We start from the raw sequence: 25,574 nt of genomic DNA, 5'->3' as shown, positions 1-25,574 counted from the left end.
AAAAGAAGTATTGCTATTAAAAAATATCCTTTTCTATTTTTTGATTAAGTCAGAAGCAAGATAGGAAGATCGTACAAATGGACCACAAGAAGCATGTGTAAATCCCATTTGCATTGCTTTTAATTTTAAACTATTAAATTCTAATGGACTTACATATCTCTTAACAGGTAAGTGATGAATACTAGGTTGTAAGTATTGACCAATAGTTAACATAGTGACTCCATGTGAACGCAAATCTTGCATTGCTTCAATGATTTCTTCATTTGTTTCACCTAAACCTACCATTAATCCAGATTTAGTAGGTAATCTTGGATTAGATTCTTTAAATAATTTGAGTAATTTTAATGATCGATTGTAATTAGCTCCAGGACGCATTATTTTATAGAGACGAGATACATTTTCTAAGTTATGATTAAATATATTGGGAGGAGCAGAATTAATAATAGATATAGCTTTTTCCATACAACCCCTAAAATCTGGTACTAAAATTTCAATATGAATATTAGGATTTTTTAGACGAATGGTATTAATACATGTCACAAAATGTTGTGCACCACCGTCATGTAAATCATCACGATCGACTGAAGTGATAACCACATAGTGTAAATTCATATCTAGTATAGCTTGTGCTAGTCTTTTAGGTTCCTGTATATCAGGAGCGTTCGGTCTACCATGAGAAACATCGCAAAATGGACAGCGACGCGTACATATATCACCTAAAATCATAAAGGTAGCTGTTCCTCTATGAAAACATTCGGATAAATTTGGACAAGATGCTTCTTCACATACTGAAAACAATTGATTTTTACGTAATATTTTTTTTATTTTTTTTACTTCTTTAGAGTCTGTATTAGATTTCACTTTAATCCAAGCAGGTTTAGGAATTTTTACAATTTTTTTCTTATATAAGGAAACAGATGCTATTTTTTTTTCTGGAATATTCGCTATCATTGTTTTTTTATTTATTATTAGATTCTTCTCTAAGAAGCGATATACAATTAGAAATTAATATAGGTAAGACTTCATCTATACTAATATGCGGAATAAAATGACTCATTTGTGTTACAAACATATTAGTTCCACATGGATTAATATATAGAAATGGTGTTATATCCATACTAATATTTATAGATAATCCATGTAGTGAACAACCATATTTTATACGTAAGCCTATAGAACAAATTTTTTTTTTATTAATATATACTCCAGGTAGACCTGAACATCTATATCCAGGAATACGAAAATGATGTAAAGTATGAATAGCTATTGTTTCTAACAATCTTACTAGTGTAGATAGATTAATTTTTCTGTATCGTAAATCTAACATAAAATATAGAATCTGTTGTCCTGGTCCATGATAAGTAATTTGTCCACCCCTATCAGTTTTTATACAAGGGATTCCGATTATATCAGATGGTATATTTTTTTTACTAGATTTACCTTGAGTAAATACTGGTGGATGTTGAACCAACCAGATTTCATCTTTCATTTTTACATTTTTACGAAAATGAGTAAATTGATGCATCATGGATAAAACTTTTGTATAAGATATTAAGCCAAGTTGACGAATAATAGGATCGTTAAAATTATTCATAGATAGCATCCATCCCATCGTATCTCTCTTTAAATCATAAAATTAATCTAATTAATTTAACCAGTTATATAGAAAGTAGAGTATATAATCTAAAAAACGACTCATAAAACTTCCAAATTTTATTTCATTTAATACTACAAGTGGATACTTTTCTATTACTTCTTCATTTAAACAAAGAGATATGATACCTACTTTTTGATATTTTTTTAAGGGAGCACATAATTTTTTTTCTTCTAAAGAATATTGGATATTAAAATCTTTTATGCGATAATGTGGTATTGTAAAATGAATATTTTTATCCGAACCTAATTTTACTTTTTTTACATCACCAAACCATACTGGTTGAGAAGTGATTTCTTTATCAGATTCTATTGGCATTAATGTTTTAAATGAACGAAATCCCCATTTTAATAAATTTTTAGTATCATTTTCACATTCTTTTAATGAGGAGCTACCTAATATAACAGAAATTAAGCGCATTTCTTCTTTAGTAGCAGAAGCTACAAGATTATAACCCGATAAATTTGTATGACCTGTTTTAATTCCATCAACATTTATATTATTATCCCATAATAATCTATTACGATTAATCTGTCGTATACGATTATACGTAAATTCTTTTTCTTTATATATTGCATATTGATTAGGTAAATCTTTAATTAGTGCTCTTCCAAGTAAGGCCATATCACGAGCAGAACTAAATTGACCTGGAGAATCAAGACCATGTACATTTTTAAAAAATGTATTTTTTAAATTTAAAACTTTAGCATATTCATTCATCATATTAACAAATATATTTTGATTTCCAGCAATATAATTAGCTATTGCTATACAAGCATCATTACCTGATTGTAAAATAATACCTTTATTCAATTGATCTACAGATACTAAATCTCCATGTTTTAAAAACATGAGAGAAGATCCTTTTAGTATTGGATTATGAATTGCCCAAGCCTCTTCTTCTATTAAAACTATATCTTCAGTACTAATTCTTCCAGATTCTATAGCTTGACCAATAATATAACTTGTCATTATCTTCACTAAGCTAGCTGGATAATGTTGAACATCGGCATTCATTTCTGCAAGTACTTTATTAGAATGAAAATCTATCAAAATATAAGTATTTGCATGTATTTTAGGTACAGTAGGATTACTAATATTATTTAAATCAAAAGCATTACAATAATTAATATAAAATAGAATAAAAATTATATAAAATATTAATTTTTTTATTTGTAATAAATATATGATCATATTAAAATATGAAATTTGTAGTAAATACTTTATAGGATATGACTATAAATTTCATTTGCAGTAAAAAAATAAGCAATTTCACGATTAGCTTCTTCTTTTGAAACCGAACTATGTATTGTATTTTCGGTTAAATTATCACCATAATCTGAACGAATAGTCCCAATTTTAGCATGCCTTGGATCAGTTGTACCTATGAGACTTCGAGTGTTCTCAATAGCATCCTTACCCTCTAAAATGAAGACTAAAATTGGACCAGAAATCATAAAATCAATTAACATATTAAAAAATGATTTATTTTTATGTTCAAAATAAAAACCTACTGCTTGTTCTCTATATAATTTTAACATTTTCATACTAATAATACTAAGATTAGCTAATTCAAAACGATTTATAATCTTCCCAAGAATGTTTTTTTTTATAGCATTAGGTTTTATTATACAAAGAGTATGTTCTATCATTTATTAATTACCTATTCTATTATTTTCAATTTTATTTTCTAAAATACCGAAGGCCGGATTCGAACCGGCATGTTAAAAACGGTTAATTTTGAGTTAACTGCGTCTACCTATTTCGCCACTTCGGTATATAATAAATAAATAATAATAATATTTCGTTGATATAATATTTAAATTATTGTATCATATTTTTAAAAATTTTATTTATTTTTTTAATATAAATTTATTATAATATAAAAAGTAAATATGGCGTGTTGGCAGAATGGTAATGCTACGGATTGCAAATCCGTCTATCTCGGTTCAATTCCGAGACACGCCTGATTTTGCCCGGGTGGTGGAATTGGTAGACACAAGGGACTTAAAATCCCTGGGCCTTAGGCTGTGCGAGTTCAAATCTCGCCCCGGGTATTTTTTTATTTTAAATTAATCCAACTTTTAAATTATTAGCAATATAAATTATTTTACCATCACAAAATACTTCTCCATCTGCAGTACCTATAATAAATTTGCGACTTATTATACGACGACAATGAATAAAATAAGTAATTTTTTTAGAATTAGGTAAAACTTGTCCAATAAATTTTACTTCTCCAACACCAAGTGCTCTCCCTTTTCCTTTTTCTCCAATCCATCCTAAGTAAAATCCAACTAATTGCCACATAGCATCTAAACCTAAACAACCTGGCATGACTGGATCATCAATAAAATGACAATGAAAAAACCACATATCTGGTTTAATATCGAGCTCTGCTTCTATAAATCCTTGATTATAATTTCCTCCTTGTTCCGTCATTCTGACTACTCTATCCATCATTAACATATTAGGAGCAGGTAGTTGAGGTCCTCCCTTTCCAAATAATTCTCCTCGACTAGATAAAAGTAAATCTTCTTTAGAATATAAGTAATTTTTATTCATTATATTATTAACCAAAATTAAAACAATCTACTATATACTAATCTTTTTAATATACGGTAGTACCAAGATATATTTTTACGTTTATAGTCAATTTCCCAAATTCTTTGACGTATATAAGTAAGAAGATTAGGTAATTCTTTATGAAAAAAAGGTATTTTAAAAACAATTTCTAATGCTTCATATACAGTATTAACTGACCAAATAGAAAATTTTTTGTTTTTAATGGCTTGAATAACGGCCTCTTTTAAACATAAATGTCGTATATTAGCATTTGGAATAATTACTCCTTGATTTTTAGTGAGTCCTCTAGCTTGACATAAGAAAAAAAATCCCTCTATTTTTTCATTTATAGATCCAATAGGTTGTACATTTCCAAATTGATCAATAGAACCAGTAATAGCAATTTGTTGATCTATGGGTTGATTTGCAATAGCACTAATTAGTACTAATAATTCTGCTAAAGAAGCACTATCTCCGTCTATTTCATTATAAGATTGCTCAAAAACAATTGATGCTGAAAAAGGAAATTGATCTTCAAACTGTAATATATGCATTAAAAATGCTTTTATAATTAAAATACCTTTTGTATGAATATTTCCACCTAATTCTGACTTACGTTCTATATCATGAATATTACCTTCTCCTGAAGAATATACTACACAACTAATACGAAAAGGTTCACATAATAATAATGGATGACTAGAATAATTTATAATTGATAAAGCATTAACTTGACCAATTTTTTTTCCTTGTGTTTCTATAATTTTTTGTCCGTTTATAATCTCTTTTTGTATTTGTTGATTAAGATAATTTTCTCTCCATGTTTTATTTTGATTACTTTTAAAAAAAGAATAAGCGGTTATTTTTTCGTTATTAAGATATAGAGAAGCTTCTTTCATACAACATCCTAACCATTTAGGACAAAGAGGTAGCTGAAATTTATCTCCACTATATCTTACTGCTTGTCGTATTAATTCAGGCCAAGCTTGATGATGAATATCTGGTAAATTCGTATAAACTTTTATAAAATTTACCCAATTACACCATTTTAACATTTCTTTAGTATTATTAATGGTAATTTCTGATTCAAATTCTCCATATTTTGATAGTTTCATAATATCAGGATCTATATCATTAAGAATAGAAATGTTTTCATGATTTCCAATAATAATTAATTGAACATCTAAAGGGATAGAGGAAATAAAAATGGATAAAGAAGATTTTATATCTTGAGATAACCATTCAAAACGTTCTTGTTTGATTATTTGTTTTAATCGATTCCATAAATTCAATTGTTTAATTAATGTACGGGCACCTAATATTAATAAACCGCCATTAGCGAGATGAATTAGTCCAGGTTTAATATCTATTAATTTCGATTTTTTATCTAAAATTCCAAATAATTGTTCATATTCTACCCAATCTTGCCAAACACAAGGTGTTTTTATTAAAGAATTTTTATATTCTAAAATATTATTTTCTAAACTCTCTTTAACAGGAGTAAATAAATTGGGATTAATTTTTTTAAGAACATTAAAAATATATTCAAAATATTCTTCATATTCCTGTGCTAATATTAACATAAATCTTGAAGATTTACATCGATAGAAAGAATTTAATGCATTAACTAATCGAGGTTGAATTGAAGTAAAAGAACAACAATTTGTTGATAATAGATGGGTTTTCTCAAATATTTTTGAGAATTTATTTAATTTTGGGATTAAATCTTGCCAATCTAATTTTTTGTTTTTCAATAAAATCTATTAATTCAATAAGTCGAAAAAATATTATTTTTAAATTTGAATAAAACAATATATTCTCAAAGAATATTATTTATATTCAAAGTGATCTGTTTCTAGTTATTCTTTATTTTTTTATTAAAAATTTATTTTATCAATTAATGAATAGTGTAGCAATAAAAAGTTTAAATACTTTTAGAATGAATGTATTTGCAAAACGTATTGTAGTAGCATTAACTGAAGAAGATTTATTAAAAGCTTGGAGACAAGCAACAATACTGGATAATCAACCTATTTTAATTCTTGGAGGTGGAAGTAATGTTCTATTTTTAGAAAATTATATGGGTACTATATTACTTAATCGTATACGAGGGATTACAATTAAAGAAAGTAAAGATGCATGGTATTTATATATTCATTCTGGTGAAATATGGAATAGATTAGTTAATTTTAGTATTAATCAAAATATGCCAGGTTTAGAAAATTTAGCATTTATACCAGGATATGTTGGTACTGCTCCTATACAAAATATAGGAGCATATGGTGTTGAATTTTGTCAATTTTGTGAATATGTGGATATATTACAATTAGATAATGGTAAAAAGTATAGATTAAATAAATTCGAATGTTGTTTTGATTATAGAGAGAGTATTTTTAAACATTCTTATCGTAATAATTATGCAATTATAGCCGTAAATCTTCGAATTGATAAAATATGGAAGCCTATTATACATTACAATGGATTAACACATTTTAATGTAAATCGTGTAACACCTCGTCAAATATTAAATAGAATCTTTCTATTACGTAAAAGAAAAATACCTAATCCTTTATTCCAAGGAAATGCTGGTAGTTTTTTTAAAAATCCTATAGTAGATGCTAAAACTGCTAAGATATTAAAAAATAAATATAAAAATATTCCTATTTTTTCAGTAAAAAATAATCAATTTCGTTTATCAGCTGGATGGTTGATAGAAAAGTGTCAATTAAAAGGATATAAAATGGGAAATGCAGAAGTGTATAACAAACAAGCATTAATATTAGTTAATAATGGAAAAGCTACTGGAACAGAGCTAATTTTATTAGCTAAATATATACGTGATAAAGTGTCTGAAAAATTTTCTATTTGGTTAGAACCTGAAGTACGTTTTATTGCGTCTCAAGGTGAAATTGATCCATATAAAATTTTATAGATTAATATTTTGATGAAAATTGCCCAATATTTAAAAAAAGAAAAAATCAGATATTTTTTATCTAATGATAGAGTATTAATTTTATCAACCATTGATTCAACTAATCAATATCTTCTTGAAAATCTATCTGATTTACAAATAGGTGATGTCTGTCTTGCAGAACATCAAACAAATGGAAGAGGTAGACAAGGAAATCAGTGGATCTCTCCTTTTGGAAAAAATATTTATTTCTCATTATATTGGTCTTTAAATAAAAAAAATGTTACATCAACAGGTTTAAGTATAATGGTAAGTATTATAGTAGTAGAGGTACTCCAACATTTTGGTGTCAGAGGAGTCAAGATAAAATGGCCTAATGATTTATATTTAAATAATCGGAAGTTAGCAGGGATATTAATAGAAAAAATCACTCGACCAGGAAATAATAATATACATATTATAATTGGTATCGGTATTAATATGATGATGAATTCTATAGAAGGAAAAATGATCAATCAAAAATGGATTGCTTTACAAGATATAGGAATTTTTATTGATAGAACTCTTCTAGTAATAAAATTAATATCAACTTTGCGACAAGCACTAAAAAGATTTGAATCAGATGGATTTTATCCCTTCTTTTCTTTATGGAAAAATTTAGATAATTTTTATTATCAAATAATTAAAATTATCGATAGTAAACAAACAATTACAGGAATTAATTGTGGTATTAATAATCAAGGTGCATTATTACTCAATATAAATGGTAAAATATATTCTTATTGGGGAGAGAAAACATCAATACGTATTCTGTAATTTCTTAATAAGAAAGGTTCCCATATTTGAGTATATCAATTCTAACTAACATACATGTTATATGTATGCTATAATTTATTATAAAAATAAATTCTCATTTAATAAATAATTTTTAAATATGTACATAACATAGATAGAGTTCTATTTATGTCAAGAGAATTAAAAATAGGAGTAACAATGTTCGATTATAATAAAAATAATATTATTCCTCATATGAACTTAATCCCTATGGTCATAGAACGTACTTCACATGGAGAACGTTCTTACGATATTTATTCAAGATTATTAAAAGAACGTATTATATTTATAACTGGACCAATTGAAGATCATATGGCAAATTTAGTTGTTGCTCAAATGTTATTTTTAGAATCAGAAGATCCTAAAGAAGATATTCATTTATATATTAATTCTCCAGGAGGAATTATTACTGCAGGAATGTCAATATACGATACAATGCAATTTATTAAATCATCTATAAATACATATTGTTTAGGACAATCCGCTTCAATGAGTGCATTACTTTTATCGGCTGGAACTATAGGAAAACGTTTTTGTTTACCAAACTCACGTATAATGATTCACCAACCATTAGGTGGATTCCATGGACAAGCAACCGATATTGAAATTCATGCTAAAGAAATACTGAAAACTAAAAATAGAATGAATACATTACTTGCAAAACATACGAATCAACCGATGGAAATCATAGAAAGAGATGTGGAACGTGATTGTTTTCTTTCTCCTATGGAAGCAATTAATTACGGTTTAATCGATGCTATTTTAACTCAACGTCTTTGATGCTATCCTATATATCAATCCATATTTTATTCCTTCCTATCTATTTGATCGTTTTTATGACTAGAAGAAGAGGTTCTATTCATGACTGATATAAATGACGATACTTTAAAAAATTTATTATATTGTTCTTTTTGTACGAAGAATTCGAATCAAGTTCAAAAATTAATCGCTGGTCCATCGGTATATATTTGTGATGAATGTATTAATTTATGTAATAATGTTCTTCAAAAAGAAATGGAAAAAAAATTAGAAGTAACATCCTTATATAAAAAAGATTCATTACCAACTCCATGCGAAATTCGATGTTATTTAGATAAATACGTTATTGGTCAAGAACAAGCTAAAAAAGTATTATCAGTAGCTGTATATAATCATTATAAACGATTAAAATATTCTCATAATAACGAAATTAAAATAGAAAAGAGTAACGTATTACTTATTGGTTCTACTGGAAGTGGTAAAACGTTATTAGCAGAAACTTTAGCAAATTTTTTAAATATCCCTTTTGTTATAACGGATGCCACAACTTTAACAGAAGCAGGTTATGTTGGTGAAGATGTAGAAAATATCATTCAAAGATTACTTCAAAAATGTAAATTTGATACAACAAAAGCAGAAAAAGGGATTATTTATATTGATGAAATTGATAAAATTTCTCGTAAATCAGAAAATCCATCTCTTACAAGAGATGTATCTGGAGAAGGAGTACAACAATCTTTATTAAAAATTATAGAAGGTACTATTGCATCTATACCTCCCAAAGGAGGGAGAAAACATCCTCAACAAGAATGTATAGATGTAGATACATCTAAAATATTATTTATTTGTGGTGGAGCATTTTCTGGTTTAGAAAAAATTATTAGTCAACGTCTTATATCTCATCATGGTATGGGATTTAATGCTATTATTCAGGAAAATACTCAAAAAAATTTTAAAAATGAGCATTTATTTTCAAAAGTAATACCTGAAGATTTGATAAAATTTGGATTTATTCCAGAATTTATTGGTCGTTTACCTGTAGTAATTCATCTAGATGATTTAAATGAAGAAGCACTTATTAAAGTTCTGTGCGAACCTAAAAACGCGCTTATTAAACAATATCAAGTTCTCTTTAATTTAGAAGGAATTCAGCTAGAATTCTGTCAGAATGCACTTAATGCTATAGCAAAAATAGCTATGACACGTAAAATTGGTGCAAGAGGATTACGTTCTATTATGGAGGAAATTTTACTAGAAATGATGTATGAATTACCTTCTCATGAATCAAATATAGAAAAAATTATAATAGATGAAACAGTCATTACGAAAAGATCGAAACCTTTACTTATTTATAAAAATAAATAAATATTAGGATAATATTTTATATAAAAAATTGAATAAGAATATGATATTATTGAATATTAAATAAATGTTAGTCTAAGTAAAGTAATTTTATCTACAGATAAAAAGAGAGCAAATTATGGATACTGATCGTTCGGAATGTGTGGGAATCCCTGTTTTACCATTACGTGATGTGGTGGTGTATCCACATATGGTCATTCCACTTTTTGTTGGTAGAGAAAAATCTATTCGATGTCTTGAAGCAGCTATGGAGAGTAATAAAAAGATTATGTTAGTAGCTCAGAAGGATGCCTCTACTGATGAACCTGATGTGACCGATCTTTTTTCAGTAGGTACTATATCCTCTATACTTCAGATGTTAAAATTACCAGATGGAACTGTGAAAGTATTGGTAGAAGGTATAGCTCGAGCACGTATAATTACCTTATCTGATAATGGCGACCATTTTACGGCCGAAGCAGATTATTTTAACACAATTAAATTGGATAATAAAGAACAAAAAGTACTGATACGTACGGCTATTGATCAATTTGAAAATTATATTAAACTTAATAAAAAAATTTCACCAGAAGTATTAACCTCCTTAAATAATATTAATGATGCTGCTCGTTTAGCCGATACTATTGCGGCTCATATGCCTTTAAAATTAAGTGATAAACAATCAGTGCTAGAAATGGATAATATTAATGAACGTCTAGAATATTTAATGGCAATGATGGAATCAGAAATTGACTTACTACAATTGGAAAAACGTATTCGTAATCGTGTAAAAAAACAAATGGAGAAAAGTCAGAGAGAATATTATTTAAATGAACAAATTAAAGCTATTCAGAAAGAATTAGGAGAAATAGAAAATACACCAGATGAAAATGAAATTCTAAGAAAAAAGATAAAAGAATTAAAAATGCCTCAAGAAGCTAAAGAGAAAACTGAAGCAGAATTAAATAAATTAAAAATGATGTCACCTATCTCTGCAGAAGCAACGGTGGTAAGAAGTTATATTGAATGGATGCTTTTAGTCCCTTGGCATGCACGTAGTAAAATAAAAAAAGATTTATTTAAAGCTCAAAATATTTTAGATAAAGATCATTATGGTCTACAAAAAGTAAAAGAACGTATTTTAGAATATTTAGCAGTTCAAAGTAGGAATAATAAAATTAGAGGACCGATATTGTGTTTGGTAGGACCTCCTGGTGTTGGAAAAACCTCTTTAGGACAATCTATTGCTAGAGCAACGGGGAGACCCTATATACGTATGGCTTTAGGAGGAATGCGTGATGAAGCAGAAATAAGAGGGCATCGTCGTACTTATATTGGTTCTATGCCTGGAAAATTAATACAAAAAATATCTAAAACAGGAGTAAAAAATCCACTTTTTCTACTTGATGAAATTGATAAAATGTCTTCAGATATGAGAGGTGATCCAGCATCTGCACTTTTAGAGGTATTAGATCCAGAACAAAATGTTGCATTTAATGATCATTATTTAGAAGTAGATTATGATTTATCTGATGTAATGTTTGTTGCTACATCAAATTCTATGAATATTCCTGCTCCTCTACTTGATCGTATGGAAGTCATTCGATTATCTGGATATACTGAAGATGAAAAATTAAATATTGCACGTAGACATTTATTAGCTAAACAGCTTGAACGTAATGCAATAAAAAAAGGAGAAATAATCATAGAAGATAGTTCATTATTAGATATTATTCGTTATTATACTCGTGAACCAGGAGTAAGAGGTTTAGAAAGAGAAATTTCTAAACTTTGTAGAAAAGCTGTTAAAACTTTATTAATGGACAAAAGTATTAAGCATATAATGATTAATTCTGATAATTTAAAAGATTTTCTAGGTGTTCGACGATTCGATTTTGGAAGAAAAAACATCGAAAATCGTATTGGACAAGTGACAGGTCTTGCTTGGACTGAAGTTGGTGGTGATCTTTTAACTATTGAAACTGCGTGTGTTCCAGGAAAAGGAAAACTTACATATACAGGTTCATTAGGTGAAGTAATGCAAGAGTCAATTCAAGCCGCCTTGACTGTAATGCGAGCTAGAGCTGAAAAATTAGGTATCAATCCAGATTTTTATGAAAAACGTGATATTCATGTACATGTTCCAGAGGGTGCTACACCTAAAGATGGTCCTAGTGCTGGGATTGCAATGTGTACTGCTTTAGTATCTTGTTTAACTGGTAATCCAGTGAAATCAGATGTTGCTATGACTGGTGAAATTACTTTATGTGGACAAGTATTACCTATCGGAGGATTAAAAGAAAAATTACTAGCTGCTCATCGTGGAGGAGTAAAAAAAGTATTAATACCGTATGATAATAAAAGAGATTTAGAAGATATGCCAGATATTGTAATTAATGAACTTGAAATTCATCCAATTCAACGTATAGATGAAGTATTAATATTAGCATTACAAAATTCACCTTTTGATAAATTACAGGAAAAAACAGTATCGAAAATATAAATAGATTAGTATTCTCTTCTATTATATTAGACTTTATAATGTTCTATTATTTATAGATACTTAAATAATTTATTATTTTATAAAGCAATACTATTAAAATAGGTGAAAATATTATATATTAAATAAAAAAATAGATTGTTTTTGCTAAGATATTCGGAAATGTATATTTCCTACTAATCCATAAAATAAATTATAATCATTACGATATAGCTTCATATTATTAATATTCACGATCTTTTATAATAAAGGAGATTGATATTGTATGAAACTAATAAATTTCGATCTGGAATTAAGATAATATATCATGGTGAACCTTGTGTTATTTTAACTTCTGAATTTATTAAACCAGGTAAAGGTCAAGCTTTTAATAGAGTTCGTTTAAGAAAATTAATTTCTGGTGGAGTATTTGAAAAAAATTTTAAATCGGGTGAATATGTAGTTATAGCTGATGTAGTAGAGATAAAATTATCTTATTTATATACCGATGGTAACTTATGGTATTTTATTAATAATGAAAACTTTGAACAAGTATCGGTTACTAAAAGTGTAGTAGGGGATCATGTAAGATGGCTTGTACCTCAAAATTCATATATATTAACTTTTTGGAATGGGAACCCTATTGTATTAAATGTTCCAAATTTTGTTAATTTAAAAGTAGTCGAAACGGAACCGGGTTTAAAAGGAGATACAGTTAATACTGGTAATAAATTAGCTTGTTTATCTACTGGCGCACGTATTAAAGTACCTTTATTTATTAATATAGGGAATATAGTAAGAGTAGACACACGTTCTGGTGAATATATCTCGAGATACAAAGAGAGTGAAATGGAAAAAAAGCCGGTATAGCTTAGTTGGTAGAGCAACTGATTTGTAATCAGTAGGTCGAAGGTTCAAATCCTTCTACCGGCATACTACCGACATATGATGTACATTAATAACACAAAACCACGATTAAAGCGGACATCGTATAGGGGTATTACCTCAGCCTTCCAAGCTGATGAGGTGGGTTCGATTCCCATTGTCCGCTCCATATTAATTAAATATGCTATATTTATTGTATATCGCTGATATAGCTCAGTTGGTAGAGCACACCCTTGGTAAGGGTGAGGTCGACAGTTCAAATCTGTCTATCAGCACCATCCTTATACTACTTTTCTGAAAGTTAAAATGATTGATTGTATTTATTTTTATTAAAAATTTTCTTTTTGACATAGGCTAAATCGTATTACTATGATTTATAATGAATGTTATTAACTTATGAATGAAATAAATCTTTTAAATATATATGAAATTACATATAGACATACAAAAAAGTAAACTTTTATCAGAAAAAGTAAAATGGGTATTGATTTTTTTCTTATTAATGATGATATTAATGAATCATTATTATTTTTTTCCTCATTATAGTTATTCCATTAGAATGTTAATGGATTGTATATTTATTTGTATAATTGGTATAATTTTTATTACTACTCAACAGGGAAAGATGATAAGGCTATTTTTTCGTGAAGCACGCATTGAAGCACGTAAAGTAGTTTGGCCAACTTATCAAGAAACATTCTATACTACTCTGATTGTTAGCATAGTAACTATTATAATGTCTATTATTATATGGATATTAGACAGTATTTTAGTAAAAATAATATCATTCGTCACAAGACTAAGGATGTTTTGATATGATGACCGAATGTCCTAACAAACGTTGGTATGTCGTTCAAACTTTTTCTGGATTTGAAGGACGTGTTGCACAATCTCTCCGTGAACATATAAAACTTCATAATATGGAAGTTTTTTTTGGGGAAGTTCTGGTACCAACCGAAGAAGTCGTAGAAATTAGATATGGACAACGTAGAAAAAGTGAAAGGAAATTCTTTCCAGGTTACATTTTAGTACAAATGATTATGAATGAAACTAGTTGGCACTTAGTAAGAAGCGTCCCCCGTCTAATGGGATTTGTGGGTGGTAGCTCAGATCATCCGACCCCTATTAGTGAGAAGGAAATTGATATTATTATTAAAAGATTGCAACATATTGGTGATAAACCTCGTCCCAAAACATTATTCGAACCCGGAGAATTAGTTCGAGTTAAAGAGGGTCCATTTTCTGATTTTAATGGGATGGTAGAAGAAGTAGATTATGAAAAAAGTCGTTTAAAAGTATCAGTTTCTATTTTTGGACGTTCTACTCCTGTAGAATTAGACTTTAGTCAAGTTGAAAAAAGCTAATTTAAATAAATAATACATAATATATATTTACTCTAATTTTAAAAGATAGATAAACATGGCAAAAAAAATTCAATCTTATATTAAACTTCAAATTCAAGCCGGAATGGCAAATCCAAGTCCACCTATTGGACCAGCATTAGGTCAAAAAGGTGTGAATATTATGGAATTTTGTAAACAATTTAATAATAAAACCATAAATTTTGAGAAAGGAATACCTATACCTGTAGTCATTACCGTTTATTCTGATCGATCTTTTACCTTCATTCTTAAGACACCTCCAGCGTCTATACTTTTAAAGAAATTCGCAAATATTCAGTCAGGTTCTCGTAATCCTGGTAAAGAAAAGATTGGGAAAGTAACAACAAAACAAATTTATGATATTGCTCAAATGAAATCACCTGATTTAACTGGTAAAAATTTACAATCTATGGCACGATCCATTATAGGAACTGCTCATTCTATAGGATTATTAGTAGAGGATATCGATGGTTAAAATTACGAAAAGAATGCGAAAATTGAGAGAACAAATAAATATTCATAAAGAATATGATATTATTGAAGCATTAAAAATTTTAAAAGAATTAGCTCTGTCCACTTTTATTGAAAGTGTTGATATTGCTATTCAATTGGGAATTGATACTCGTAAAGCTAATCAAAATATTCGTGGTTCAGTTATATTACCCCATGGTATAGGTCGAAAGATCAAAGTAGCTGTTTTTTCTGAAGGTGAGAATAGTCGAATCGCTAAAAATGCGGGAGCAGATGTAGTTGGAATGGAGGATTTGGCTCAAATAATAAAAAAAGATGATTATGATTTTGATGTAATTATTGCTTCTCCTGATGCTATGCCTTTAGTTAGTCAATTAGGTCATATTCTGGGTCCTAAAGGATTAATGCCCAATCCTAAAATAGGGACGGTCACATCCGATATAGGAAAAGCAGTCACCAATGCGAAATTAGGTCAAATAAATTATCGTAATGATAAAAATGGTATTATTCATACTATCGTTGGAAAAGTAGATTTTGATGAATGGATGTTAAAAGAAAATATAGAAACTTTACTAATTTCAATAAAAAAAAATCAACCTGCTAAAAGTAGTGGAAATTTTTTAAAACAAATTCATATCTCTACAACGATGGGTATAGGAATAAAAATTCATCATAATAGTCTATCTTTAATAAATTAAAGCTTTACGCGTATCTAGTATTTAGTTATAGTTTTTTCTATTTTTCTTTAAAAAGTATAAAATTTTTTCTCTTATAGAAAGGAGGAATATAGTGTGTCATTAAATATTGATCAAAAAAAAGCAATTGTTACTGAAATGCGTACTCTTATTATCAATGCATTATCTATTATAGTAGCAGATTATCGTGGAATAACAGTAAATGAAATGACCGCGCTCAGAAAAATGTGTAGAGAAAAAGGAGTATATATAAGAGTTATTCCAAATTCATTAATGTTACGTATCGTAACTGGGACAAATTTTGAATCTATCAAACATATTTTGGTTGGTCAGATTCTCATTGCATTTTCTACGGAACATCCTGGTACTCCCGCTCGTATACTCCGATCTTTTTATAAAGAAAAATCAAAGCTTGATATTAAAGCTGCGAATTTTCAAGGAAAGTTACTCATTGAAAAAGAGCAAATAGATTTATTAGCCAATTTACCAACTTATAACGAAGCAATAGAAAGATTAATCTGGCTTATAAAAGAAGCCTCTATTATAAAATTGATTAGGGTAATGAAAATTCTATCATCCCCAAAATAACACTCATTCATCTTAATTTTTATTGAATTTCAGGAATTATTTCTATGTCTATTATTACTAAAGAACAAATCCTAGATACTATATCTAAAATGTCTGTTTCCGATGTAGTTGAATTAATATCTATGATGGAAGAAAAGTTCGGTGTTTCTGTTTCGGATATTTATAAAAATACAGCCACTTCAATCCCATCCGAATCTATTATAGAAGAAAAAACAGAATTTAACGTATTTCTAAAAGCAGTAGGATCGAACAAAGTGTCGGTTATTAAATCTGTACGTAGTGCTACTGGACTTGGTTTAAAAGAAGCAAAAGATTTAGTGGAGTCTGCACCTACGATATTAAAAGAAGGACTGAAAAAAGAAGAAGCAGAATCTTTGAAAAAAACTTTAGAAGAAATAGGTGCTTCTGTTGAGATTCAATAAAATAATTAAATCGTCTATCTATTTATAAAGAGATTTATTCTGAACATGATCGATATCCAAATAAATAAATAATATCGATATATCCTCCTGTTTATTAGACACTACTAAGTAGATAATAAAATATCAATGAATATCACTCATTTTTTTATTATCAATATATATTTCTTCGATATGATTAGTAGAATTAAAAAATTTATTAGCTATTGAGGAACCTATGGTTGACTCCTATACTGAAAAAAAACGTATTCGTAAAGATTTCGGAAAAAGACCCCAAGTTTTAAAGGTGCCATATCTTCTATCTATTCAAATTGATTCATTTAAACAATTTATAAAATGTGATCCAGAAGGACAATATGGTCTGGAATCTGCTTTTAGATCTGTTTTTCCTATAAAAAGTTATAACGGTCATGCGGAGTTACAGTATGTAAGTTATCGTTTAAGTGAACCTGTTTTTGATGTAAAAGAATGTCAAATACGTGGAGCCACATTTTCTGCATCATTGCGTACCAAACTACGTTTAGTGATTTATGAAAAGGAAGACTTAGAAGGAAAGGTAAAGGATATTAAAGAACAAGAAGTGTATATGGGCGAAATTCCTCTTATGACTGATAATGGGACATTTATTATAAATGGAACGGAACGTGTTGTAGTCTCTCAGTTACATCGTAGTCCAGGAGTATTCTTTGATAGTGATAGAGGTAAAACCCATTCATCCGGTAAGATATTATACAATGCACGTATTATTCCTTATCGGGGTTCTTGGATAGATTTTGAATTTGATCCCAAAGATCATTTATTTGCTCGTATTGATCGACGTCGTAAATTTCCCGTTACTATTCTATTACGTGCACTTGATTTTAGTCCGAATCAAATTTTAAATATGTTTTTTGAAACGGTAACGTATGAAATACAACAAGATAATACGCTATATATGGAGTTATTTCCTGAACGTCTTCGTGGAGAAACAGCCTCTTTTAACATTGAATATAATGGTGTTACTTATGTTGAAATAGGTCGTCGTATTACGGCACGTCATATTAGACAATTAGAAAAAGATAACGTTTTTAAAATAAAAGTTCCAATCACTCATATTATTGGTAAAATCGTTATAAAAGATTATATCGATAAAAATACTGGTGAAGTTCTTCTTCCTGCTAATTCAGAATTATCATTAGAGTTACTTGATAAATTAATTCAATGTGGCTTCAATCGGATTGAAACAATATTTACAAATGATTTAGATCATGGTTCTTATATCTCAGATACATTACGTATTGATCCAACATTCGATAAATTTAGTGCCTTAGTCGAAATTTATCATATTATACGTCCAGGCGAACCTCCCACTCGTGAAGCAGCAGAAAATTTATTCCTAAATTTATTTTTTTCAGAAGAAAGATATGATTTATCCTCTGTAGGTAGAATGAAATTTAATCGATCATTAAAACGTCAGCAAATTGAAGGTTCTAGTATTTTAAGTAAAGAAGATATTATTGAGGTTATAAAAAAACTTATTGATATTCGTAATGGAAAAGGTGAAATAGATGATATAGATCATCTAGGAAATAGACGTATTCGTTCTGTAGGAGAGATGGCGGAAAATCAATTTAGAATCGGTCTTGTACGCATAGAACGTGCAGTAAAAGAACGTCTTTCATTAGGTGATCTAGATGCCTTACTTCCTCAGGATATGATTAATGCTAAATTAATTTCTGCCGTATTAAAAGAATTTTTCGGTTCTAGTCAATTATCTCAATTTATGGATCAAAATAATCCATTATCAGAAATTACTCATAAGCGTCGTATTTCTGCTTTAGGTCCTGGTGGTTTAACTCGTGAACGTGCTGGATTTGAAGTTCGTGATGTGCACCCAACGCATTATGGTCGTGTTTGTCCAATTGAAACTCCAGAAGGTCCTAATATTGGTTTAATCAATTCTTTAGCAGTATATGCTAGAACAAATAAATATGGGTTCTTAGAAACCCCGTATCGATGTGTAAAAGATGGATCAGTAACCGATGACATTCACTATCTATCCGCTATTGAAGAAGGAAATTTTGTTATTGCACAAGCTAATACGAATTTAAATATGCAAGGTCAATTTTTGGATGATTTTATTACTTGTAGATATAAAGGGGAATCCGGTTTATTTAATCGTGATCAGGTTAATTATATGGATGTATCCACTCAACAAATAGTATCAGTAGGAGCATCATTAATTCCATTTTTGGAACATGATGATGCCAATCGTGCTTTAATGGGAGCGAATATGCAGCGTCAAGCGGTTCCTACTTTACGTACTGAAAAACCGCTTGTAGGAACAGGGATGGAAAGAGCAGTAGCTATAGATTCTGGAGTAACTGTCATTGCTAAAAGAAGTGGAACCATTCAATATGTAGATGCATCTCGTATAGTAGTCAATGTGGTTTCATCTGAAATCCTTCCAGGAGAAGCAGGTATTGATATTTATAATTTAAAAAAATATGTACGTTCTAATCAGAATACTTGTATTAATCAAACTCTTTGTGTTTCATTAGGCGAAACTATTAAACGTGGAGATGTTTTAGCTGATGGTCCTGCAACGGACCTTGGAGAACTTGCGTTAGGTAAAAATATGCGTATAGCATTTATGCCTTGGAATGGATATAACTTTGAAGATTCAATGTTAATATCCGAACGTGTAGTACAGAAAGACTGTTTTACAACTATTCATATACAAGAACTCTCTTGTATATCTCGTGATACTAAGTTAGGTCCTGAAGAAATTACTGCGGATATTCCCAGTGTTGGTGAATCTGCATTATCTAAGTTGGATGAATCTGGCATTGTATATATAGGTGCTGAAGTTATTGGTGGTGATATTTTAGTAGGAAAAGTGACTCCAAAGGGGGAAACACAGCTGACACCAGAAGAAAAATTATTACGTGCTATATTTGGTGAAAAAGCATCTGATGTTAAGGATTCTTCTTTACGAGTACCTAATGGAGTATCCGGAACAGTTGTTGATATTCAGATTTTTACAAGAGAAGGGGTGAAAAAGGATAAACGTACTTTAGAAATAGAAGAAATACAGATTAAAGAGGCTAAACAAAATATCCATGAAGAATTACAAATGCTTAAGATGAATCTCTTTACTCGAGTACGTGAATTACTTCTCTCTGAGAATGCGGAAATAGGTAATATCCTCGATAAATTACCATATGAAAATTGGTTAGAATTTGATTTAATGGATCCATCAAAGCAATATCAACTTAGAAAATTAGCAGAACAATATAATGAAATTCAAATTAAGTTAGAAAAAAAACTTGAGGATAAAAAAAGAAGAATTACTCAATGTGATGAATTAGCACCAGGTGTATTAAAAATAGTTAAAGTTTACTTAGCAGTCAAACGCCAAATACAACCAGGTGATAAAATGGCAGGAAGACATGGAAATAAAGGGGTAATCTCTAAAATTAATCCAATAGAAGATATGCCTTATGATGAGAAAGGAATACCTATTGATATAGTATTAAATCCACTAGGTGTACCATCTCGTATGAATATAGGTCAAATATTAGAAACACATTTGGGTATGGCTGCAAAAGGAATAGGCGATAAAATCAATATTCTACTACAAAACAATAGAAATATATGTAAAATACGTTCTTTTCTTCAAAAAGCCTATGATTTAGGAAATGAAACTCGTCAAAAAGTGGATCTTAGTACCTTTTCTGATGAAGAAATATTACGTCTTGCAGAAAACTTAAAACATGGGATGCCAATTGCGACTCCTGTATTTGATGGAGCAACAGAAAAAGAAATTAAGGAATTATTACAATTAGGAGATATTCCTCCTTCTGGTCAAATTACTTTATTTGATGGTAGAACTGGAGAAAAATTTGAAAGAAAGGTGACAGTAGGGTATATGTACGTCTTAAAATTGAATCATCTCGTAGATGATAAAATGCATGCTCGTTCTACTGGTTCGTATAGTTTAGTTACTCAGCAACCTTTAGGTGGTAAAGCACAATTTGGTGGACAACGTTTTGGAGAAATGGAAGTATGGGCATTAGAAGCTTATGGAGCGGCATATACTTTACAAGAAATGTTGACGGTAAAGTCAGATGACGTCAATGGTAGAACCAAAATGTATAAAAATATCGTGGATGGGAATCATACGATGGAACCTGCTATTCCAGAATCCTTTAATGTATTATTAAAGGAAATTCGTTCACTTGGAATAAATATTGAGTTAGAAAAATAATGAGTATGTAGTAAATGTTTTTAAAACAATTTTTTTTTGGAAGTATTTCTTTTCTTTCCGATAAGGGAGCCTATTTGTGAAAGATTTATCCCATTTGATCAAAAATTATTCTAAGATTGAAGAATTTGATGCAATTAATATTTCTTTAGCTTCACCGGAGATGATTCGTTCTTGGTCCTTTGGTGAAGTCAAAAAACCGGAAACTATTAATTATCGTACTTTTAAGCCAGAACGTGATGGATTATTTTGTGCGCGTATTTTTGGTCCAGTCAAAGATTATGAATGTTTATGTGGAAAATATAAACGTTTAAAACATCGAGGGGTGGTTTGTGAAAAATGTGGCGTTGAAGTGACTCAAACTAAAGTACGAAGAGAACGAATGGGTCATATAGAGTTGGCTTCTCCAACAGCTCATATTTGGTTTCTTAAATCTCTTCCATCTCGTATTGGTTTACTATTAGATATGCCTTTAAGAGATATAGAACGTATTTTATATTTTGAATCGTATGTTGTCCTTGAATCAGGACTCACAAGTCTTGAAAAATATCAAGTTTTAACGGAAGATCAATATCTTGATGCATTAGAAGAATTTGGGGATGAATTTAATGCAAAAATGGGTGCGGAAGCAATTCAGTCTATTTTAAAAAATATCGATCTCTCTTTAGAATGCGAAAAACTTCGTGAAGAATTCGAGGAGACACATTCTGAAACCAAACGTAGAAAATTAACGAAACGTATTAAATTATTAGAATCGTTTTTACATTCTGAGAATAAGCCTGAATGGATGATTTTAACGGTTCTGCCTGTATTACCTCCTGATTTACGTCCTCTTGTTCCTTTAGATGGAGGTCGATTTGCAACTTCAGATCTTAATGATCTTTATCGTCGTGTGATAAATCGTAATAATAGATTAAAGCGACTTTTAGATTTAGCCGCACCGGATATTATTATCCGTAATGAGAAACGTATGTTACAAGAATCGGTAGATGCATTGCTTGACAATGGTCGTCGTGGACGTGCTATCACTGGGTCGAATAAAAGACCACTAAAATCGCTTGCAGATATGATTAAAGGAAAACAAGGACGTTTTCGTCAAAATTTATTGGGGAAACGTGTAGATTATTCCGGACGATCAGTCATTACCGTTGGTCCGTATTTACGTTTACATCAATGTGGTTTACCTAAAAAGATGGCACTGGAGTTATTTAAACCTTTTCTTTATGGAAAGTTAGAATTACATGGTTTTGCTAATACGATTAAGTCTGCAAAAAAAATGGTGGAAAGAGAAGATCCAGTTGTTTGGGATATTTTAGATGAAGTTATTCGTGAACATCCGGTCATGTTAAATCGTGCTCCCACTTTACATCGTCTTGGTATTCAAGCTTTTGAACCCGTATTAATTGAAGGCAAAGCAATACAATTACATCCATTAGTCTGTGCGGCCTACAATGCCGACTTTGATGGTGATCAGATGGCGGTACATGTTCCATTAACGCTTGAAGCTCAATTAGAAGCTCGTGCTTTAATGATGTCAACGAATAATATTTTGTCACCAGCAAATGGAGAACCCATTATTGTTCCATCACAGGATGTCGTATTAGGTTTATACTATATGACTCGTGATCGTGTTAATGCAAAAGGAGAAGGGATGATCTTAACTGGATCACGAGAATCCGAACGTCTCTATCGATCTGGAATGGCCGATCTTCATGCACGAGTTAAAGTACGGATTACCGAATATAGTAAACAAGAAGATAATAATTATATTGCCAATACTCGTCTTGTCGATACCACTATTGGTCGTGCTATTCTCTGGATGATTGTTCCCAAAGGTTTATCTTTTGATTTAATCAATCAATCTTTAGGTAAGCAAGCTATATCTAATATGTTGAATACGTGTTATCGTTTGCTTGGTTTAAAATCTACGGTAATTTTTGCTGATCAGATTATGTATACGGGGTTCACATATGCGGCACGTTCAGGTTCTTCTGTTGGCATTGATGATATGGTAATTCCATTTAACAAATCTGAAATTATTGTAGAATCATTATCAGAAGTGGCTAATATTCAGGAACAGTTTCAATTAGGTCTAATGACGGATGAAGAGCGATATAATAAAGTTATTGACATATGGGCCAAATCTAGTGAAAGAGTTGCTAAGGCCATGATGGATACCTTATCAACTGAATTAGTATATAATCATGAAGGAATACAAGAACGTCAAGTATCCTTTAATAGTATATTTATGATGGCGGATTCTGGAGCGAGAGGTTCGGCCGCTCAAATTCGTCAATTGGCAGGTATGCGTGGATTAATGGCTAAACCCGATGGTTCTATTATTGAAACACCTATTACAGCTAATTTTCGTGAAGGATTAAATGTACTACAATATTTTATTTCAACGCATGGTGCACGAAAAGGGTTAGCAGATACGGCTCTTAAGACTGCAAATTCCGGCTATTTAACGCGTCGTCTGGTTGATGTTGCACAAGATCTGGTTATAAAGGAAGATGATTGTGGTACCTTCTCTGGGATTATGATGACCCCTGTTGTGGAAGGGGGAGATGTGAAAGAAACCTTACGCGAAAGGGTACTCGGTCGTGTGACGGCCGAAATCGTATATAAACCTCTAAACAAAGATATATTGATAGAACGTAATACATTATTAAATGAGCAGTGGTGCGATTTGTTAGAAGAATACTCCATTGATAGTATTAAGGTACGTTCGGTAGTCACTTGTGATACAAATTTTGGGGTGTGTGCTCATTGCTACGGTAGAGATCTTGCTAGGGGTCATTTGGTGAATAAGGGAGAAGCAATTGGAGTAATTGCTGCACAATCAATTGGTGAACCTGGTACACAGCTGACTATGCGTACTTTCCATATTGGTGGAGCGGCCTCTCGTTCGGCCGCCGAGTCCAGTATTCAGGTAAAAAATAAAGGCATTGTAAAATTAAATAATGCTCGATTTGTTATTAACAGTAATGGACAATGTGTGATTACTTCTCGTCATACTGAATTAAAAATTATGGATGAATTTGGTCGTACGAAAGAAAGCTATAAGGTACCTTATGGAGCAATCCTGACTCACAGTGACGGTTCTGAAATTCATGCTGGAGAAATAGTCGCACACTGGGATCCTCATACGATTCCTATTATAACTGAAGTCGAAGGGTTTGTACGTTTTACCGATATGATTGATGGTCAAACTATAACTCGTCAAACAGATGAATTAACTGGTTTATCATCGATAGCAATATTAGATCCTTCTGAACGTACTGGATCGAGTAAAGATTTACGTCCAGTATTAAAAATTGTAGATAGTAATAATAGAGAAATGTTTTTACCTGGTACCGATATGCCTGCACAATATTTCTTACCAGGTAAAACAATGGTACAATTAGAAGATGGTGCGAAAATTATTTGTGGAGACGTCTTAGCCCGTTTACCACAAGAAACCAGTGGGATCAAAGATATTACGGGGGGGTTACCTAGAGTAGCGGACTTATTTGAGGCAAGGAGACCCAAAGAACCTGCGCTTTTAGCTGAAATATCCGGTATTATTTCTTTTGGAAAAGAAACTAAGGGGAAGAGGCGTTTAATTATTTCCTCATTAGATGGTCATGACTCTCATGAAGAGATGATTCCTAAATGGCGTCAACTTAATGTATTTGAAGGTGAACGTGTAGAAAGAGGAGATTTAATTTCTGATGGATCCGAATCACCTCATGACATATTACGTCTTCGTGGTGTCCATGCAGTAACAGAGTATATTGTTCATGAAGTACAAAGCGTTTATCGTCTACAAGGTGTGAAAATTAACGATAAGCATATTGAGGTTATCATTCGCCAAATGCTTAGAAAAGCTACGATTACAGATTCGGGTGATTCTTCTTTTTTAGAAGGGGAACAAATTGAATATTCTCGTATAAAAATGACCAATCATAATCTCAAAAGAGTCAATAAAAAGCCTATCACTTATATCCGTGATTTACTTGGTATTACGAAAGCTTCTTTATCAACAGAATCATTTATTTCTGCTGCATCTTTTCAAGAAACTACACGTGTCTTGACAGAATCGGCAGTAGCTGGTAAAAGAGACTCATTAAGTGGTTTAAAAGAAAATGTTATAGTTGGAAGATTGATTCCTGCAGGAACTGGTTATACTTATCATCAAGAACGAGAAATGAAACGTAAAAAATTACATTCGGAAGAAAAAAAGATTAGTCCAACTCCAGATGAATTAGCTTCAGCCAACTTAACAGAGTTATTAAATGCTACTACTATTAGTAGTATTTAGACCTAAATTATGTTAGTATATTTATTTGGTTGATATGTATGT

The 25,574-nt window shown here is 30.4% G+C and carries 20 protein-coding genes and 6 tRNA genes; 19 read left to right on the top strand and 7 right to left on the bottom strand.

Going from position 1 to position 25,574, the window contains the following annotated elements; genetic code table 11:
* Window positions 1-33 precede the first annotated feature (33 nt).
* From lipA to KEC37_RS02660, 5 genes are all read right to left on the bottom strand, one after another.
* Entirely contained in the window at window positions 34-951 is a 918-nt protein-coding gene (gene lipA / locus KEC37_RS02680) for a lipoyl synthase (protein ID WP_223139568.1), read from the bottom strand.
* A 7-nt stretch (window positions 952-958) separates the two neighbouring features.
* Window positions 959-1,612, bottom strand: a complete 654-nt coding sequence (gene lipB / locus KEC37_RS02675; protein WP_246778195.1) for a lipoyl(octanoyl) transferase LipB — start codon at window positions 1,610-1,612, stop codon at window positions 959-961.
* A gap of 33 nt (window positions 1,613-1,645) precedes the next feature.
* Window positions 1,646-2,848 carry a serine hydrolase gene (locus KEC37_RS02670; protein WP_223139567.1) on the bottom strand — a complete coding sequence of 401 codons (1,203 nt, stop codon included), beginning with the start codon at window positions 2,846-2,848 and terminating at the stop codon, window positions 1,646-1,648.
* Window positions 2,849-2,877: 29 nt separating this feature from the next.
* Window positions 2,878-3,306 (bottom strand): nucleoside-diphosphate kinase, encoded by a 429-nt coding sequence (gene ndk / locus KEC37_RS02665; RefSeq protein ID WP_223139566.1) that lies wholly within the window; start codon window positions 3,304-3,306, stop codon window positions 2,878-2,880.
* Window positions 3,307-3,350: 44 nt separating this feature from the next.
* Window positions 3,351-3,431 (bottom strand) — tRNA-Leu (locus KEC37_RS02660).
* Between the two features lie 120 nt (window positions 3,432-3,551).
* Between KEC37_RS02660 and KEC37_RS02655 the strand changes: the two genes are divergently transcribed.
* Window positions 3,552-3,622, top strand: a tRNA-Cys gene (locus KEC37_RS02655).
* A 6-nt stretch (window positions 3,623-3,628) separates the two neighbouring features.
* A tRNA-Leu gene (locus KEC37_RS02650) sits at window positions 3,629-3,711 on the top strand.
* A gap of 10 nt (window positions 3,712-3,721) precedes the next feature.
* Here KEC37_RS02650 and fabA read toward each other — a convergent pair.
* Both fabA and KEC37_RS02640 read right to left on the bottom strand, forming a co-directional pair.
* Entirely contained in the window at window positions 3,722-4,219 is a 498-nt protein-coding gene (fabA, locus tag KEC37_RS02645; RefSeq protein WP_420885560.1) for a bifunctional 3-hydroxydecanoyl-ACP dehydratase/trans-2-decenoyl-ACP isomerase, read from the bottom strand.
* 17 nt (window positions 4,220-4,236) lie between these two features.
* Window positions 4,237-5,802: an AAA family ATPase gene (locus tag KEC37_RS02640; protein ID WP_246778194.1), complete on the bottom strand. Its 1,566-nt coding sequence runs from the start codon at window positions 5,800-5,802 to the stop codon at window positions 4,237-4,239.
* A 317-nt stretch (window positions 5,803-6,119) separates the two neighbouring features.
* On the opposite strand from KEC37_RS02640, the gene murB reads away from it, so the two are divergent.
* The 17 genes from murB to rpoC all read left to right on the top strand — a co-directional run bounded on the left by murB (window position 6,120) and on the right by rpoC (window position 25,532).
* Entirely contained in the window at window positions 6,120-7,151 is a 1,032-nt protein-coding gene (murB, locus tag KEC37_RS02635) for a UDP-N-acetylmuramate dehydrogenase (RefSeq protein ID WP_223139564.1), read from the top strand.
* A gap of 12 nt (window positions 7,152-7,163) precedes the next feature.
* On the top strand, window positions 7,164-7,946 hold the full coding sequence (locus KEC37_RS02630; protein WP_223139563.1) for a biotin--[acetyl-CoA-carboxylase] ligase: 783 nt from the start codon (window positions 7,164-7,166) through the stop codon (window positions 7,944-7,946).
* A 177-nt stretch (window positions 7,947-8,123) separates the two neighbouring features.
* Window positions 8,124-8,744 carry an ATP-dependent Clp endopeptidase proteolytic subunit ClpP gene (gene clpP / locus KEC37_RS02625; protein WP_246778203.1) on the top strand — a complete coding sequence of 207 codons (621 nt, stop codon included), beginning with the start codon at window positions 8,124-8,126 and terminating at the stop codon, window positions 8,742-8,744.
* 81 nt (window positions 8,745-8,825) lie between these two features.
* Window positions 8,826-10,088, top strand: coding sequence for an ATP-dependent Clp protease ATP-binding subunit ClpX (gene clpX, locus KEC37_RS02620; protein WP_223139562.1), 1,263 nt, complete (start codon window positions 8,826-8,828; stop codon window positions 10,086-10,088).
* A gap of 115 nt (window positions 10,089-10,203) precedes the next feature.
* Window positions 10,204-12,567: an endopeptidase La gene (lon, locus tag KEC37_RS02615; protein ID WP_223139561.1), complete on the top strand. Its 2,364-nt coding sequence runs from the start codon at window positions 10,204-10,206 to the stop codon at window positions 12,565-12,567.
* 252 nt (window positions 12,568-12,819) lie between these two features.
* Entirely contained in the window at window positions 12,820-13,413 is a 594-nt protein-coding gene (gene efp / locus KEC37_RS02610) for an elongation factor P (protein WP_223139076.1), read from the top strand.
* Window positions 13,404-13,476, top strand: a tRNA-Thr gene (locus tag KEC37_RS02605). The genes efp and KEC37_RS02605 overlap by 10 nt, the downstream gene beginning before the upstream one ends.
* A gap of 47 nt (window positions 13,477-13,523) precedes the next feature.
* A tRNA-Gly gene (locus KEC37_RS02600) sits at window positions 13,524-13,597 on the top strand.
* Window positions 13,598-13,630: 33 nt separating this feature from the next.
* A tRNA-Thr gene (locus KEC37_RS02595) sits at window positions 13,631-13,706 on the top strand.
* Between the two features lie 146 nt (window positions 13,707-13,852).
* Window positions 13,853-14,242 carry a preprotein translocase subunit SecE gene (gene secE / locus KEC37_RS02590; RefSeq protein ID WP_223139560.1) on the top strand — a complete coding sequence of 130 codons (390 nt, stop codon included), beginning with the start codon at window positions 13,853-13,855 and terminating at the stop codon, window positions 14,240-14,242.
* Window positions 14,243-14,246: 4 nt separating this feature from the next.
* Window positions 14,247-14,792, top strand: a complete 546-nt coding sequence (gene nusG, locus KEC37_RS02585; protein ID WP_223138917.1) for a transcription termination/antitermination protein NusG — start codon at window positions 14,247-14,249, stop codon at window positions 14,790-14,792.
* Window positions 14,793-14,847: 55 nt separating this feature from the next.
* A complete protein-coding gene (gene rplK, locus KEC37_RS02580) occupies window positions 14,848-15,285 on the top strand; it encodes a 50S ribosomal protein L11 (protein WP_223139559.1) in 438 nt (145 codons plus the stop codon).
* A complete protein-coding gene (rplA, locus tag KEC37_RS02575; protein WP_223139558.1) occupies window positions 15,278-15,979 on the top strand; it encodes a 50S ribosomal protein L1 in 702 nt (233 codons plus the stop codon). Before rplK ends, rplA begins: the two co-directional genes overlap by 8 nt.
* A 93-nt stretch (window positions 15,980-16,072) precedes the next feature.
* Complete coding sequence (rplJ, locus tag KEC37_RS02570; RefSeq protein ID WP_223139557.1) at window positions 16,073-16,564, top strand: 50S ribosomal protein L10; 492 nt, start codon at window positions 16,073-16,075, stop codon at window positions 16,562-16,564.
* A gap of 44 nt (window positions 16,565-16,608) precedes the next feature.
* Window positions 16,609-16,986 (top strand): 50S ribosomal protein L7/L12, encoded by a 378-nt coding sequence (rplL, locus tag KEC37_RS02565; protein WP_223139073.1) that lies wholly within the window; start codon window positions 16,609-16,611, stop codon window positions 16,984-16,986.
* Window positions 16,987-17,200: 214 nt separating this feature from the next.
* On the top strand, window positions 17,201-21,232 hold the full coding sequence (gene rpoB, locus KEC37_RS02560) for a DNA-directed RNA polymerase subunit beta (RefSeq protein ID WP_223139556.1): 4,032 nt from the start codon (window positions 17,201-17,203) through the stop codon (window positions 21,230-21,232).
* Between the two features lie 76 nt (window positions 21,233-21,308).
* Window positions 21,309-25,532 (top strand): DNA-directed RNA polymerase subunit beta', encoded by a 4,224-nt coding sequence (gene rpoC / locus KEC37_RS02555; protein ID WP_223139555.1) that lies wholly within the window; start codon window positions 21,309-21,311, stop codon window positions 25,530-25,532.
* The last annotated feature ends 42 nt before the right edge of the window (window positions 25,533-25,574 follow it).

Source organism: Candidatus Schneideria nysicola, from assembly GCF_019923565.1.
Lineage (GTDB): Bacteria > Pseudomonadota > Gammaproteobacteria > Enterobacterales > Enterobacteriaceae > Schneideria > Schneideria nysicola.
The sequence above is the reverse complement of the archived record's forward strand: the minus strand, read 5'-3'. Positions and strand labels throughout refer to the sequence as shown.